The organism is Pseudomonas sp. PSB11 (genome assembly GCF_014596605.1).
Lineage (GTDB): Bacteria > Pseudomonadota > Gammaproteobacteria > Pseudomonadales > Pseudomonadaceae > Aquipseudomonas > Aquipseudomonas umsongensis.
The window spans coordinates 29,413-44,539 of the sequence record NZ_NOIO01000038.1 but is presented as its reverse complement, the minus strand read 5'-3'; the positions used below and the strand labels follow the sequence as shown (position 1 = coordinate 44,539).

The window sequence follows — 15,127 nt, the reverse complement described above, 5'->3', positions numbered from 1 at the left end:
ACAATCTGCACAAGGTGTTCGATCTCTTCAGCCAGGCGGACAACCAGCATGCCAGTCATCAGCGCGAAGGCCTGGGCATTGGCCTGTCGTTGGTGCGGCAACTGGTGGAAGCCCACGGCGGTTCGGTGAATGTACATTCCGCAGGCCTGGGCCGCGGATGCAGGTTTACCGTCCTGTTGCCTCTGTGCCAGGCGCCACAGCACGCCAACGAGCAACCGCATGGGCCGGGTGCGTCGGGGCGACTGATCGGCCAGAAAGTGCTGCTGGTGGAAGACTCCCTGGACGTCATGGAGGTCCTGCAGACGTTGCTGGAAATGGAGGATGCTCACGTCGATGCCTTCAGCGATCCGCACAAGGCCCTGAAAGCCGCCAGGGACAGCAGCTACGACGTGATCATCTCGGACATCGGCATGCCGCTCATGAATGGCCACGAACTGATGCATGCCATTCGCCAGATCGCCCATCTCAAGCACACACCGGCCATTGCCTTGACGGGCTATGCCACCAGCAGCGACGAGAAAAAAACCAGGCAATCGGGTTTCAATTACCACGTGAGCAAGCCAGTGTCCCACGATGACTTCCTCGACATCATTGGCGAGGCCTGTCATTCACGGCGCTATTGAAACGCCCTGAGAAGTCATCGGCCCGGTACGTCAAAGGCACCCGGGCTAAGGCGATGAACCTGAGAGCACCGAAGGTATCCGGTGCCCAGCGTCATCGTTGACGACCATCGCGAGCAGGCTTGCTCCTACGAGGCCGACTATCAAGCGGCCTCGCAATCCTCAATACCTTCTCGAATGGAGTCCGTCAGGCGCTCCGCGGTCTTCTGACGAACAAAAATCAACCATGTGTCGACAATCTTGTTGCATTAGGCGAAATATCCTTTTAGATTTCGCATCGCAATAGCAATGTGTCGACAATCAATGATTTTATAGTTTTGCAGGAGCAGGTTCTTTTCGGTGCAGCCACGGGTGGTCACCCTCGGTGGAAACCGAATCCCTGCTTTTGCTTTTTTCCCGGGAATGGACTGTCCCACTACCCCACCTCGCGTGCCATTACCCCCGCAGGAGATCGCTGTGCTCCAAGCCTATGACCGTCACGTACAAGAGCGCGCCGAGGAAGGCTTGCCGCCCCTCGCGCTGAACGCCGAACAAACCGCAGGCCTGGTCGAGCTGCTGAAAAATCCCCCGGTGGGTAAAGAGGCAGTCCTCGTCGACCTGATCACCCATCGCGTGCCGCCAGGCGTGGATGAAGCGGCCTATGTCAAGGCAGGCTTCCTGTCCGCCATCGCCAAGGCCGAAGCCAGATCCCCCCTGATCGACAAGCAGCGCGCTGTAGAACTGCTGGGCACCATGCAAGGTGGCTACAACATCGCCACCTTGGTCGAACTGCTGGAAGACGCAGAACTGGCCGCCGTTGCCGCCGAACAACTGAAGCACACCCTGCTGATGTTCGACGCCTTCCATGACGTCGCTGCAAAAGCCAAGGCCGGCAACGTGCATGCCCAAGCCGTAGTGCAATCCTGGGCTGACGGCGAGTGGTTCACCGCCCGCCCGGCCATCGAAGAAAAGTACAGCTTGAGCGTGTTCAAGGTGCCAGGCGAAACCAACACCGACGACCTGTCCCCTGCCCCGGACGCCTGGTCGCGCCCGGACATCCCGTTGCACGCCCGGGCCATGCTGAAAATGGCCCGTGACGGCATCGTGCCGCAAGAGCCTGGCGCCATTGGCCCGCTCAAGCAGATCGACGCCGTCAAGGCCCAGGGTTTCCCGGTGGCCTACGTCGGTGACGTGGTGGGTACTGGCTCCTCGCGAAAATCGGCGACCAACTCCGTGCTGTGGTTCTTCGGCGACGACATCCCGTACGTACCGAACAAACGCGCCGGTGGATTCTGCTTCGGTAACAAGATTGCCCCGATCTTCTACAACACCATGGAAGACGCTGGCGCATTGCCGATCGAGTTCGATGTTTCGAAACTGCACATGGGCGACGTGATCGACGTCTACCCGCACGCCGGCAAAGTCTGCAAGCACGGCACCCAAGACGTTATCACCACCTTCGAATTGAAGACCCCGGTGCTGTTGGACGAAGTACGTGCTGGCGGCCGTATCCCTCTGATCATCGGACGTGGCCTGACCGAGAAAGCCCGCGCCGAGCTGGGCCTGCCTCCTTCGGACCTGTTTAAAACGCCTGAAGCACCGGTTCAAAGCACCAAGGGTTTCACCTTGGCGCAGAAAATGGTCGGCAAGGCGTGTGGCGTGACCGGCATCCGCCCGGGCACCTACTGCGAACCGAAAATGACCACCGTCGGCTCCCAGGACACCACCGGTCCCATGACCCGTGACGAACTCAAAGACCTGGCATGCCTGGGCTTCTCGGCTGAGCTGGTGATGCAGTCGTTCTGCCACACCGCGGCGTACCCCAAGCCTGTGGATGTGAAAACCCATCACACCTTGCCGGACTTCATGCGCACCCGCGGCGGCGTTTCGTTGAAAGTTGGCGACGGCATCATCCACAGCTGGCTCAACCGCATGCTGCTACCGGACACCGTCGGCACCGGTGGCGACTCCCACACCCGTTTCCCGATCGGCATCTCGTTCCCGGCGGGCTCCGGGCTGGTCGCCTTCGCCGCCGCCACCGGTGTCATGCCGCTGGACATGCCGGAGTCGGTGCTGGTGCGCTTCAAGGGTAAGCTGCAACCAGGTATCACCCTGCGTGACCTGGTGCATGCCATCCCCTATTACGCCATCCAGCAAGGTCTGCTGACTGTCGAGAAGAAAGGCAAGATCAACGCCTTCTCCGGACGCATCCTGGAAATCGAAGGCCTGGACGAACTGACCGTCGAACAAGCCTTCGAACTGTCCGATGCCTCGGCTGAACGCTCCGCCGCGGGCTGCACCATCAAGCTGCCTGAAAAGGCCATTGCCGAATACCTGCGCTCGAACATCACCTTGCTGCGCTGGATGATCAGCACAGGTTACGGCGATGCACGCACCCTGGAGCGTCGTGCACAAGCAATGGAAGCCTGGCTGGCCAACCCTGAGCTGCTGCAAGCGGACGAGGACGCCGAATACGCCGAGATCATCGAAATCGACCTGGCGCAGATCAAGGAGCCGGTACTCTGCGCGCCGAACGACCCGGACGACGCGCGCCTGCTGTCGACCGTACAGGGCCAGGTCATTGACGAAGTGTTCATCGGCTCCTGCATGACCAACATCGGTCACTTCCGCGCTGCCGGCAAGCTGCTGGAAAAGGTCAAGGGTGGCATCCCTACCCGTCTATGGCTGGCCCCGCCAACCAAGATGGACGCTCACCAACTGACCGAGGAAGGCTACTACGGCATTTACGACAAGGCCGGTGCGCGCATGGAAATGCCAGGCTGCTCGCTGTGCATGGGCAACCAGGCGCGAGTGCAGACCGGCTCGACCGTGGTCTCGACGTCGACCCGTAACTTTCCGAACCGACTGGGCGACGCCACGAACGTCTACCTGGCCTCGGCCGAGCTGGCTGCCGTGGCCTCGATCCTGGGCAGGCTGCCAACCTTCGAAGAGTACATGGAGTACGCGAACAACATCGACAGCATGGCGGCCGACGTTTACCGCTACTTAAGCTTCGATCAAATCGCCGAGTACCGTGAAGCGGCAGTGAACAGCCATATCCCCGTCGTTCAAGCGTAGCGCGTCATACGCCTGGTCTTCAAAGCGCCGACAACCCTGTCGGCGCTTTGCTGATGACCGCGCCTTTTGGGACATTCAGGTGTGGCCGCTTTGACGGGTTGCGGAACACATGCCAAAAAGTGCGGAATTCTTGACTTTCCCGAGGGCAATAAAAAACCCCGTAGATCATTGATCTACGGGGCTATTTATAGTGGAGGCCGAGGTCGGAATCGAACCGGCGTAGGCGGATTTGCAATCCGCTGCATAACCATTTTGCTACTCGGCCTCAAAACATCTGCTGTCAGTAGCGCGACATCAAATGCGTAAAACTTGGAGCGGGAAACGAGACTCGAACTCGCGACCCCGACCTTGGCAAGGTCGTGCTCTACCAACTGAGCTATTCCCGCGTCTTGGTGTGGCGCATTCTATAGAATCCAGAAGCCCCGTCAACCCCTTGATTCAAAAAAGTTTTATTTCTTTTGCACGTCAGTCTTCAGATGCGGCCAGGCAGCCCGCAAGTACTGAACCATCGACCACAATGTCAGGCCGGCGGAGACCATCAGCAAGGCGTAACCCATCAAGACCCAGAAGCTGAAGTCCGATGGATTGCCCAGCAGGATTACCAGCGCCAGCATTTGCGCGGCGGTTTTCCATTTGCCCAGGTTCGATACGGCCACGTGCGCACGGGCGCCGAGCTCGGCCATCCATTCGCGCAAGGCCGAGACCACGATCTCGCGACCGATGATCACCGCGGCTGGCAGCGTGAGCCACAGGTTGCCGTGTTCCTGGACCAGCAACACCAGGGCGACGGCGACCATGAGCTTGTCGGCCACCGGGTCGAGGAAAGCCCCGAACGGCGTGCTTTGTTCCAGGCGTCGGGCCAGGTATCCGTCCAGCCAGTCAGTGGCGGCGGCGAAGGCGAAGACCGAGGCTGACGCCAGGTAACTCCATTGGTAAGGCAGGTAGAACAGCAAAATGAAGATCGGTATGAGCAGGACGCGTAGAACGGTAATCAGATTAGGGATATTCATCGGCACAACTGGCTACGAGGTGAGGGGGCATTCTACTCGCTGTGCAGATTTGCATAAATCAACTCTGCGAGCTTTTTACTGATCCCGGGGGCTTTGGCGATTTCTTCGATGCTGGCACGAGACAGCTCCTGCAATCCACCAAAATGTTTGAGCAAATCGCGCCGGCGTGTCGGCCCGACCCCGGCAACGCCTTCAAGCGTCGAGGTGCGGCGGGTTTTGCCGCGTCGTGCACGGTGCCCGGTAATCGCAAAACGGTGGGCTTCGTCGCGAATCTGCTGGATCAGGTGCAGCGCGGGGGAATCGCCGCGCAAGGTGAATTCGTGGGCGGCGTCGTTGAGGTACAGGGTTTCGAAACCGGCCTTGCGCGTCGCACCCTTGGCGACGCCGAGCAGGATCAGGTCGGGGACCGCCAGTTCGTCGAGCACGTCACGGGCCATCGATAGCTGGCCCTTGCCGCCATCGACCAGCAGGATGTCCGGCAACTTGCCCTCCCCGTCCTTGAGCTTGCTGAAGCGCCGGGTCAGCGCCTGGTGCATGGCGGCATAGTCATCGCCCGCCGTGACACCTTCGATGTTGTAGCGCCGGTAATCGGACTTGATCGGGCCTTCGGGGCCGAACACCACGCACGAGGCCACGGTCGCCTCCCCGCTGGAGTGACTGATGTCATAGCACTCGAGGCGCTGGGGCGGCTCGTCCAGCTTGAGCACTTCGGCCAGGGCCTCGAACCGCGCGGCAACGTGTTGTCGGTTGGCCAGGCGCGCGCCCAGGGCCTGCTCGGCGTTGGTCACCGCCAATTGCTGCCAGCGCGCACGCGTACCGCGCACTCGGTGGCTGATGGTCAGTTCGCGACCGCGCAGCTCGTCAATGGCCGCAATCAGTGTCGGAAAATCTTCGTGGACCACATTGACGATCAGCTCGCTCGGCAAGTCGCGTTCGGGACTGCTGACGTAGTACTGGCCAAGAAACGCCGCCATGACCTCAGACACGTCTTCTTCAATGCCCACCTGCGGGAAGAAGTTCTTGCTGCCCAGTACTCGCCCGCCGCGCACGCTGATCAGGTGAACACAGGCGCCGCCCGGGTTGACGAACGCGGCGATGACATCGACGTCGCCCGTACCGCCTTCCATGCTTTGTTGATCCTGGACCCGGCGCAGCAGCGAAATCTGGTCGCGCAGTTCGGCGGCTCGTTCGAACTCAAGGTTGATCGCCGCCTCTTCCATGGCCGCGGACAACTCGTCGCTCAACGCATTGCTGCGACCTTCGAGGAACATCACCGAATGTCGCACGTCTTCGGCATATACCTGTGGGTCGACCAAGCCGACACAAGGCGCCTTGCAGCGCTTGATCTGGTACTGCAGGCAAGGCCGCGTGCGGTTCTTGTAATAGCTGTCTTCGCACTGGCGAACGAAAAAGGTCTTTTGCAACAGGCTCAGGCTTTCGCGAATCGCACCAGCGCTCGGATAGGGACCAAAATATTTGCCCTTGGCCTTCTTCGCCCCGCGGTGGATGCTCAAGCGCGGAAACTGGCCATCGGAGAGAAAGACATAAGGGTAGGATTTGTCGTCGCGCAGCAGGATGTTGTACGGCGGACGCCACTCCTTGATCAGCGTCTGCTCGAGCAGCAAGGCCTCGGTTTCATTGGCCGTGATGGTCGTTTCGACCTGGGCGATACGCGCGACCAGCGCAGCGGTCTTGGGCGCCAGGCCGGTTTTGCGAAAGTAGCTCGACAGGCGATTCTTGAGGTTCTTGGCCTTGCCGACGTAGAGCAGGCGCGCATCGCTGTCGAACATGCGATAGACACCGGGGCGCCCGCTGACCGTTGACAGGAACGCGCTTGGATCGAAGGTTTCAGTCATTTTCAGAGGCTGGCATCAACCATGCCGTGTCGCACCGCCAACAGCGTCAACTCGACATCGCTGCTGATCGAAAGCTTTTCGAAAATGCGGTATCGGTAGGTGTTCACGGTTTTCGGCGACAGGCACAACTTGTCGGAAATGATCTGGACTTTCTGGCAGCCGACGATCATCAAGGCGATCTGGATTTCCCGCTCCGACAGGGCATCAAAGGGTGAATCGTTGGTCGGCTGGAAAGACTTGATCGCCAGTTGCTGGGCAATTTGCGGGCTGATGTAGCGCTGCCCGGCAAACACCAGGCGGATGGCCTGGACCATTTCCGGCAACCCGGCGCCCTTGGTCAGGTAGCCCGCCGCCCCGGCTTGCAACAGCCGCGTGGGAAACGGATCTTCCTCGCACACGGTCACCGCAACGACCTTGATGTCGGGATGGCTGCGCAACAATTTGCGAGTGGCTTCAAGACCGCCGATCCCCGGCATCTTGACGTCCATCAAGACCACATCGGGTTTCAACTCACGCGCCTTGAGCAGGGACTCTTCCCCGGACTCTGCCTGGCCGACTACTTGCAGGCCATCGATGTCAGCCAACATTCGCGTAATGCCTGTGCGAACGAGATCATGGTCATCGACTACTAGCACCCTAATCAAGCAGACACCTCGCGATATGATCTTATTTGGAATGCCCGCCACCTTAGCAAAAAGCAAGTGGCAGACCTAGCGCCAAGCGCTATATAAAAAGTTTCCATTCGTCTTGCAGCGCTTGTCGGCAGCGTGTTTCAGCATGTCGCAAAGCAGACTTCACGCTCCATGCGCAGGAAACACTCGTCTTTGCCCACCACCTTCAAGCCCTTGCGTTCGTACAAGGCCCGCGCCGGATTATTTTCGAAAACGGTCAGGCGCAAGCGCTGGCGTCCCTCCCTGCGCGCCAGTGCCACTACTTGATCGATTGCCCAGGAACCGACCCCCTGCCCTCGAAACGCCGGGCCAACATGCAGTTCGCGGATGTACAACGCCCTGGCATCCCGACTGAGGCTGACGAACCCCAATTGACGTTCGCCGTGCACCATTACCCGGTTGTCGCGCCCGGCCCAGGCGACATCGAACGCTTCGTCCAGCCACACCAGATCGTGCTGGATGTAATAGCGCAGCATGTTGACGCACGTCAGGTCCCGGGCGAAATCGAGGTCGCAGTCCATTGCCCGGCGCCAGTCGAGATCCGGCAAGCCGCGGCGAACATCAGGTAATGGCGTCATGCTCGATCCCGGGAGGGTGGTTGTTTTCATAAACAGGGAGTGTGTGCCACAAGCGCATGGGCACTCAAGCGATAGAAATCGCCTTTGATGATCGATAGCATTTTCTGATTGAAACCTCGCACCGGCCTCTAGTAAGCTCGGTGCACTCATCGGAGATCGACCATGTTCAATGCCCACCCACCGCTTCGTACCGCCAGCGCCCCGCGCTCGGTTGCGTCTGCCCGGGTGAACGACGCGTGCGCTCCGGCAAGCTTTTATTTTGGGTATTGGTTTAGCCACTGGCGCGCCTGATACCCACACGGCGCCCACTTCAAACGGGTCGCCACCAGAGAATTTTCAACCCCCGGTCGGCCTCCCGACCGGGGGTTTTGTTTTTTGGGCCCGCCACTTATTTAGCGACACACCGCCATCAAGAGGATTCACGAAATGAACTACGCCACTTATTACCGTCACGACAGTTTTAGCGCCTGGCGATTTACCACCCTCCGCTCGGGACAGCCTGCCGCCTCCGATCGGTCACCCACAGGTGGCAAGCACTCACACGCAGCCAATCCGGCCAATTGTCGAACACCCCAGTAGGGCCGAGCGCGCGGGAACAACCCGCCGCCGCCCAGGAAGCCTGAACATGAACTCGTCCGTCTCTGCTCTGCCACTGTCGATCCTCAACCCTGCCAACGAAGCGCTGACCCTGCGCCTGCCAAGCTCGCTGCAACTCAAACAGCAATTGCCACTGAGCAACGCCCTCGCCCTCCAAGTCGCCGCTCACCGCCAGGCGGTTCGCGCGATCCTCGACGGGAAAGACTCGCGCCTGTTGGTCATCGTCGGCCCCTGCTCGATCCACGACCCGAAATCAGCGCTCGAATATGCCGAGAACCTGGCTCGCCTGGCCGCCGACGTCAGCGACCAGATGCTCCTGGTAATGCGCGCCTACGTCGAAAAACCTCGCACCACGGTCGGCTGGAAAGGCCTGGCCTACGACCCGCACCTCGATGGCAGCGATGACATGGCCGGCGGCCTGGCCCTGTCCCGCGAGCTGATGCGTGAAATGATCATGCTCGGCTTGCCGGTGGCCACTGAACTGTTGCAACCGATGGCCGCCGGCTACTTCGATGACCTGCTGAGCTGGGTGGCCATTGGCGCCCGCACCACCGAATCGCAGATCCATCGGGAGATGGCCAGCGGCCTGGGCATGCCGGTAGGCTTCAAGAACGGCACCGACGGCGGTGTCGGCGTGGCCTGTGACGCCATGCGCTCGGCCGCCCATCCACATCGCCATTTCGGTGTCGACAGCCAGGGCCATCCCGCGATCATCCAGACGCCGGGCAATGCAGACACCCACCTGGTGCTGCGCGGCGGTCATCACGGCCCGAACTACGATCGCGCCAGCATCGCCCGCGTGCACGCCGACTTGACCCGCCTGAAGATCCCGGCCCGGGTCATGGTCGACTGCAGCCACGCCAACAGCGGTAAAGATCCACTGCGCCAACCCGCCGTGTTCAACGATGTACTGGAACAACGCCTTGCGGGTGATCGCTCGCTGATCGGCATGATGATCGAAAGTCATTTGTTCGAGGGCTGCCAACCGCTGGGGCCGTCGCTGAAGTACGGTGTTTCGGTCACCGACGGCTGCCTGGGCTGGAGCGCGACAGAACAGCTGTTGCGCCAGGCGGCAGATCGGCTGCGGGCACAGGAATAACGCCTGTAGGAGCGAGCATGCTGGCGATGGAGGTCAACGATGACGCGGGGAGCCTGACACCCCGCGGTGCTCTCGGGTTTTTCGCGAGCATGCTCGCTCCTATAGTCGAGGTGTCAATGCGCCACGGGGGCAGTCCAGGAAGCCACCTCCACCTCCGCGCATTCGTACCGTACCTATGCCTTTTTCCCCCAACCACCGCGGCTATTTCATGCATCGCGCCGGCATTGGAGTCTTTAAAGTGAGTTCGGAAATCACTTTCTCGAACCCTGGAAAAAGGAATGAACATGCAACGGAATGCAAAGACTCATTATCCAATCCTGCTGGTGCACGGGCTTTTCGGCTTCGAGCGGATCGGCAGTGTGCAACTCTTCCACGAGGTCAAGCAGGCCCTGCGGGACGCGGGGGCAAGCGTTTTCGTCGCGCAACTGTCCGCCACCCATAGCAATGAGGTCCGCGGCGAACAGCTTCTGGCGCAAATCCGGCGGGTACTGCAGGGGACCGGCGCCCCCAAGGTGAATCTGATCGGCCACAGTCAAGGCGCATTGGCCGCACGTTATGCCGCCGCGACTGCGCCAGGCAAGGTGGCCTCGGTGACGTCCGTCAGCGGGCCGAACCACGGGTCGGAATTGGCCGACTTGTTACGCAGTGCGCTGACACCAGGCCACCTGCCGGAAACGCTGGCCGAAATCGTTGCCACCTTGTTCGCCGACCTCCTGTCATTGCTCAGCGGTCAGCGCCGGATGCCGCAAAATGCTATCGCCGCGCTGAATGCGCTGACTACGCAAGGTGTGGGCGCGTTCAACCAGAAGTACCCGCAGGGCTTGCCGCAGACTTGGGGAGGCAAGGGGCCCGAGCAGGTCAATGGTGTCCGCTACTATTCCTGGAGTGGCGTCCTGCAGGGAAAGCGGCAGGATGCCGAACTGGACCCGTCCCACGGCCTGCTGCGGGCGCTGTCACGTTATTTCACCACCGAGCCCTTGCAGAACGATGGCATGGTCGGGCGCTACAGCTCCCATCTGGGCACCGTCATCCGCTCCGATTATCCGCTGGACCATCTGGGCACCCTTCGCCAGGGAAGCGGTCAAAGTGAAAGGCGCATCGACCCGATAGATCTTTACGTACAGCACGCCGAGCGCCTGGAAAAAGCCGGACTTTAAACCAAACCTGCCGTCCAGAGCGCTGGCAACGGAACTTTGAGGAGAAATACCCCACTGAATCCGGTAGGCTCAGCACTTTACCGTACATTGAATGGAGAGTTTTCCCATGGCCAAAGCCACTGCCCGTCACATCCTTGTTGCCAGCGAAGCCAAGTGCAACGAACTCAAGGCCCAAATCGAGGCGGGTGCAGACTTCGCCGAAGTCGCCAAAGCCAATTCCTCGTGCCCTTCCAGCCGCCAGGGCGGCGACCTGGGCTCGTTCGGTCCAGGCCAGATGGTCAAGGAATTCGACACCGTGGTCTTCAGCGCACCGATCAACGTGGTGCAAGGTCCGGTCAAGACCCAGTTCGGCTACCACCTGCTGGAAGTGACCAGCCGCCAGGACTGATCACACCCTGGATTGGCTGTGCAACGGCCCGCCTTCCGGTGGGCCGTCGTGTTTCAGATACGTAATTCGGCTGGCGAGGGACGCGCCGCTAGCGTACAAATTGTGGTTAACGACCACCCGGCTCTAAGGCTGACAATGCGACTGGCTTTCCCGACTTTATTGTTCACTGCCGTGGCCCTGCTCCTGGGTGCCGCCGGTGTGAATGCCGCACCGCAACATGCGTTGACCGTATACGGCGAGCCCGCCAAGTACCCTGCCGGCTTCAGTCATTTTGCCTACACCAACCCGCAAGCGCCCAAGGGCGGGACGATGCGCCGTTCCGCAATCGAGATCGGGCATTTCGATCACGTCCTGCCTTATATAGACAAGGGCATCGGCGTGACGCAGATCGATGGCCTGCTCTACTCCCCCCTGGCGCAGCGCTCGCTGGATGAGCCTTACACGGTGTACGGCCTGGTGGCGCAGCAGATGGAGCGCTCCGACGATGGCCTGTCCCTGCGTTTCTACCTCAACCCCAAGGCGCAGTTTGCCGATGGCACGCCGATCACCGCCCAGGACGTGCGCTACACCTTCGACCTGCTGATGACCCAGGGCAGCCTGCGCTATCGCACTCAGTTCGCCGACGTCAAGGGCGTGGAAGTCGAGTCGCCATTGACCGTGCGCTTCGATTTCAAGAACAACGAAAACCGCACCCTGCCGCTGGACATCGCCACCTTGCCGGTGTTTCCCGAGCACTGGTGGAAGAACCGTGACTTTGCCAATGGCGGCGGTTACGAGCCGCCATTGGGCAGCGGACCGTACAAAGTCGGCAAGGTCGATTCGGGGCGCAGCATCACTTTCGAGCGCAACCCCGACTGGTGGGGCAAGGATTTGCCGGTCAGCCGCGGGCTGTACAATTTCGATCATTTCAGCATTGAGTACTTTGGCGATACCGATGTCGCGCGCCAGGTATTGCGCGGCGGCGCCTACGACTACAACCGCGAGTTTTCCGCCACCGGCTACTCCATCGGCTACGACAGCCCGGCCCTGAGCGACGGTCGCCTGCAAAAGGCCCACCTGGCCACCGAAGCGCCGCAATCGGCCCAGGGTTTCGTGTTCAACCTGCAAAAGCCGATGTTCCAGGACCGCCGGGTGCGCCAGGCACTGGCGATGCTCTGGGATTTTGAATGGAGCAACCGGCAGATGATGCGCAACCTGTACATCCGCCAACAGAGCTACTTTTCCAATACCGAACTGGCGGCCCGGCAGTTGCCTGATGCCGGTGAGCTGGCGATTCTGGAGCCCTTGCGCGGACAGATCCCCGATGAAGTCTTCAGCCAAGTGTTCGAACCACCGAAAACCGATGGCAGCGGTGTGATTCGCGACAAGCAATTGCAAGCCCTGGGCCTGCTCGAGCAGGCCGGGTGGAAACCCCAGGGCGATCAACTGGTGAACGCCGACGGCGAGCCGCTGAGTTTCACCTTCCTGGTCAGCCAGAACGGCATGGACCGTTTGCTCCTGCCCTACAAGCGCACCCTGAAACAGATCGGCATCGACATGAACATCCGCCGCATCGATTCGTCCCAGTACGTCAACCGCCTGATGAGCCGTGACTACGACATGATTGTCACCGGCTATCCGGTCACCACCTCTCCCGGCGGCGAACTGCTCAATTACTTCGGCTCGGCGGCGGCCCTGGATCCCGGCGCCAACAACTACATGGCCTTGCAGAACCCGGCGGTGGATACGCTGATCAACGGCCTGTTGCGCGCCAGCACCAAGGCCGACATGTTGCACTATGCCCATGCGCTCGACCGGGTGCTGCAATGGAACTATTACTGGATTCCCAACTATTACCCGCCGGGCAGCTCCACCGTGTGGTGGAATCGTTTCGGCATACCGAACGTGCAGGCGAGCAATGACGAAGCCATCGAGAGCTGGTGGGAAATGAGCACCACGCCGCTGACCAACCAGCAGATGACCGCCGAGCGCATCCGTCGTGGCAGACCCGGAGGACCGCATTGATGTGGGCTTATATCGTGCGGCGCCTGCTGCTGATCATCCCGACACTGGTGATCATTCTCCTGGTCAACTTCGTCATCGTCCAGGCCGCGCCAGGTGGCCCGGTGGAACAGGCCATCGCGCACTTGCAGGGCATCGGCGGAGCCAGTGTCGGTGGTGGTTCGAGCGAAACCATGGGCCATTCCCGGGCCAGCCGCGGTCTCGACCCGCAGCTGATCAAGGACATCGAAAAACAATACGGTTTCGACAAACCGGCACCGCAACGCCTGTGGTTGATGCTCACCAGTTACGCGCGCCTGGATTTCGGCAAGAGCTTCTTTCGCGGTGCCACCGTCACTGACCTGATCCTGGAAAAAATGCCGGTCACCATCTCCCTGGGGCTCTGGGCGACGTTGATCACCTACCTGGTGTCGATTCCCCTGGGGATTCGCAAGGCCGTGCACCACGGCAGCCATTTCGATGTCTGGAGCAGCACGGCGATCATCATCGGCTATGCCATGCCGGCCTTCCTGTTCGCCATGTTCCTGATCGTGGTGTTCGCCGGTGGCACCTCGTTGAACTGGTTCCCGGTACGCGGGCTGGTCTCGGACAATTTCGAATCGCTGTCGACCCTGGGCAAGGTCGTCGATTACTTCTGGCACCTGGTACTGCCGGTGACCGCATTGGTGATTGGCGGTTTCGCGACCCTGACCATCCTGACCAAGAACTCGTTCCTCAACGAAATCACCCGCCAGTACGTGGTCACCGCCCGTGCCAAAGGCTTGAGCGAACGCCGGGTGCTGTACGGTCACGTGTTCCGCAACGCCATGCTGCTGGTGGTATCGGGAATTCCCCAGGCCTTCATCAGCGTGTTTTTTGCCGGCTCCCTGTTGATCGAAGTGATCTTCTCCCTCGACGGCCTGGGGCGCATGAGCTACGAGGCGGCCGTGTCACGCGACTATCCGGTAGTGTTCGGTTCACTCTTCATCTTCACGCTGTTCGGCCTGCTGATAAAACTCGTCGGCGACCTGTGCTACACCCTGGTCGATCCGCGGATCGACTTCGCTGCGAGGAACGCCTGATGCTGCAGCTTTCGCCATTAGGCCGACGCCGCTTCGAGCGTTTCAAGAAAAACCGCCGCGGCTGGTGGTCGCTGTGGTTGTTCGTCGGGCTGTTCCTGCTGACCCTGGGTGGCGAGCTGATCGCCAATGACAAACCGCTGGTCGTCAGCTACCAGGGCTCGTTGTATTTCCCGGTGTTCAAGCGCTACACCGAGCAGCAATTCGGCGGGCAACTGCCGTTCCAGGCCGATTACCGCAGCGAATATGTGCAGGACCTGATCAAGAAGGACGGTGGCTGGTTGCTGTTTCCACCGATCCCCTTCAGCGACGACACACCCAACTACGACCTGAACAAACCGGCCCCGAGCCCGCCTTCAGGGGTCAATTGGCTGGGCACTGACGATCAGGCGCGGGACGTGTTGGCGCGGGTGATTTTCGGCGCGCGGGTATCGATCCTGTTCGCCTTGATGCTGACCTTCGTCAGCGCGCTGATCGGCATCGCCGCAGGTGCCCTGCAAGGCTATTACGGTGGCTGGGTCGACTTGCTCGGCCAGCGGCTGCTGGAGGTCTGGTCCGGGCTGCCGGTGCTGTACCTGCTGATCATCCTCTCGGGGTTCGTCGAGCCGAATTTCTGGTGGTTGCTGGGAATCATGGCGCTGTTTTCCTGGCTGGCCCTGGTGGACGTGGTGCGGGCCGAATTCCTGCGCGGGCGCAACCTGGAATACGTCAAGGCGGCCCGGGCGCTGGGGCTCACCGACCGCAAAGTGATCGTGCGGCATATCCTGCCCAACGCCATGAACGCGACCTTGAGCTACCTGCCGTTCATTCTGACCGGGGCCATCTCGACCCTCACCGCGCTGGATTTCCTCGGTTTCGGCATGCCGGCCGGCAGTGCCTCCCTGGGCGAGCTGATCGGCCAGGGCAAACAGAACCTGCAGGCACCGTGGCTGGGGCTGACGGCGTTTTTCACCCTGGCGTTGATTCTTTCTCTACTGGTGTTCATCGGCGAAGCCTTGCGCGACGCCTTTGACCCTCGTTCGTGAAGCGGACTGT

12 protein-coding genes and 2 tRNA genes are annotated in these 15,127 nt (G+C 60.7%); 8 read left to right on the top strand and 6 right to left on the bottom strand.

Annotation, left to right across the window (positions count from 1 at the left end; genetic code table 11):
- On the top strand, window positions 1-623 hold a 623-nt coding region (locus tag CGA21_RS27905), incomplete at its 5' end, for a response regulator (RefSeq protein WP_223194286.1).
- 453 nt (window positions 624-1,076) lie between these two features.
- Entirely contained in the window at window positions 1,077-3,677 is a 2,601-nt protein-coding gene (gene acnB, locus CGA21_RS27900) for a bifunctional aconitate hydratase 2/2-methylisocitrate dehydratase (RefSeq protein WP_188265517.1), read from the top strand.
- A gap of 191 nt (window positions 3,678-3,868) precedes the next feature.
- Here the strand turns inward: acnB and CGA21_RS27895 are convergent.
- The 6 genes from CGA21_RS27895 to CGA21_RS27870 form a co-directional block, all read right to left on the bottom strand.
- Window positions 3,869-3,942, bottom strand: a tRNA-Cys gene (locus CGA21_RS27895).
- 45 nt (window positions 3,943-3,987) lie between these two features.
- Window positions 3,988-4,063 (bottom strand) — tRNA-Gly (locus CGA21_RS27890).
- Window positions 4,064-4,126: 63 nt separating this feature from the next.
- Window positions 4,127-4,687: a CDP-diacylglycerol--glycerol-3-phosphate 3-phosphatidyltransferase gene (gene pgsA, locus CGA21_RS27885; RefSeq protein ID WP_110754424.1), complete on the bottom strand. Its 561-nt coding sequence runs from the start codon at window positions 4,685-4,687 to the stop codon at window positions 4,127-4,129.
- Window positions 4,688-4,719: 32 nt separating this feature from the next.
- Entirely contained in the window at window positions 4,720-6,543 is a 1,824-nt protein-coding gene (gene uvrC / locus CGA21_RS27880) for an excinuclease ABC subunit UvrC (RefSeq protein WP_020798849.1), read from the bottom strand.
- Between the two features lie 2 nt (window positions 6,544-6,545).
- On the bottom strand, window positions 6,546-7,187 hold the full coding sequence (gene uvrY, locus CGA21_RS27875) for a UvrY/SirA/GacA family response regulator transcription factor (protein WP_008015884.1): 642 nt from the start codon (window positions 7,185-7,187) through the stop codon (window positions 6,546-6,548).
- A gap of 128 nt (window positions 7,188-7,315) precedes the next feature.
- The gene (locus CGA21_RS27870) at window positions 7,316-7,792 is read right to left on the bottom strand and encodes a GNAT family N-acetyltransferase (RefSeq protein WP_223194284.1); all 477 of its coding nucleotides are present in this window, start codon (window positions 7,790-7,792) and stop codon (window positions 7,316-7,318) included.
- A gap of 625 nt (window positions 7,793-8,417) precedes the next feature.
- Here CGA21_RS27870 and CGA21_RS27865 point away from each other — a divergent pair.
- The 6 genes from CGA21_RS27865 (at window position 8,418) to CGA21_RS27840 (ending at window position 15,117) form a co-directional block, all read left to right on the top strand.
- Window positions 8,418-9,488: a 3-deoxy-7-phosphoheptulonate synthase gene (locus CGA21_RS27865; RefSeq protein ID WP_188265516.1), complete on the top strand. Its 1,071-nt coding sequence runs from the start codon at window positions 8,418-8,420 to the stop codon at window positions 9,486-9,488.
- Window positions 9,489-9,772: 284 nt separating this feature from the next.
- Complete coding sequence (locus CGA21_RS27860) at window positions 9,773-10,645, top strand: esterase/lipase family protein (protein ID WP_188265515.1); 873 nt, start codon at window positions 9,773-9,775, stop codon at window positions 10,643-10,645.
- Window positions 10,646-10,751: 106 nt separating this feature from the next.
- Entirely contained in the window at window positions 10,752-11,033 is a 282-nt protein-coding gene (locus CGA21_RS27855) for a peptidylprolyl isomerase (protein ID WP_110754431.1), read from the top strand.
- Window positions 11,034-11,168: 135 nt separating this feature from the next.
- Window positions 11,169-13,037, top strand: coding sequence for an extracellular solute-binding protein (locus CGA21_RS27850; protein ID WP_188265514.1), 1,869 nt, complete (start codon window positions 11,169-11,171; stop codon window positions 13,035-13,037).
- Window positions 13,037-14,095, top strand: coding sequence for a microcin C ABC transporter permease YejB (locus CGA21_RS27845; RefSeq protein ID WP_020795419.1), 1,059 nt, complete (start codon window positions 13,037-13,039; stop codon window positions 14,093-14,095). The genes CGA21_RS27850 and CGA21_RS27845 overlap by 1 nt, the downstream gene beginning before the upstream one ends.
- Window positions 14,095-15,117 (top strand): ABC transporter permease, encoded by a 1,023-nt coding sequence (locus CGA21_RS27840; RefSeq protein WP_110754435.1) that lies wholly within the window; start codon window positions 14,095-14,097, stop codon window positions 15,115-15,117. The genes CGA21_RS27845 and CGA21_RS27840 overlap by 1 nt, the downstream gene beginning before the upstream one ends.
- Window positions 15,118-15,127 lie beyond the last annotated feature (10 nt).

What these genes read in the sequence shown, in the direction of transcription:
- CGA21_RS27850 (WP_188265514.1), top strand. Translation starts at nt 11,169, where the DNA reads ATGCGACTGGCTTTCCCGACTTTATTGTTCACTGCCGTGGCCCTGCTC.
- pgsA (WP_110754424.1), bottom strand. Translation starts at nt 4,687, where the DNA reads ATGAATATCCCTAATCTGATTACCGTTCTACGCGTCCTGCTCATACCG.
- uvrC (WP_020798849.1), bottom strand. Translation starts at nt 6,543, where the DNA reads ATGACTGAAACCTTCGATCCAAGCGCGTTCCTGTCAACGGTCAGCGGG.
- CGA21_RS27840 (WP_110754435.1), top strand. Translation starts at nt 14,095, where the DNA reads ATGCTGCAGCTTTCGCCATTAGGCCGACGCCGCTTCGAGCGTTTCAAG.
- CGA21_RS27845 (WP_020795419.1), top strand. Translation starts at nt 13,037, where the DNA reads ATGTGGGCTTATATCGTGCGGCGCCTGCTGCTGATCATCCCGACACTG.
- CGA21_RS27860 (WP_188265515.1), top strand. Translation starts at nt 9,773, where the DNA reads ATGCAACGGAATGCAAAGACTCATTATCCAATCCTGCTGGTGCACGGG.
- CGA21_RS27870 (WP_223194284.1), bottom strand. Translation starts at nt 7,792, where the DNA reads ATGACGCCATTACCTGATGTTCGCCGCGGCTTGCCGGATCTCGACTGG.
- CGA21_RS27865 (WP_188265516.1), top strand. Translation starts at nt 8,418, where the DNA reads ATGAACTCGTCCGTCTCTGCTCTGCCACTGTCGATCCTCAACCCTGCC.
- CGA21_RS27855 (WP_110754431.1), top strand. Translation starts at nt 10,752, where the DNA reads ATGGCCAAAGCCACTGCCCGTCACATCCTTGTTGCCAGCGAAGCCAAG.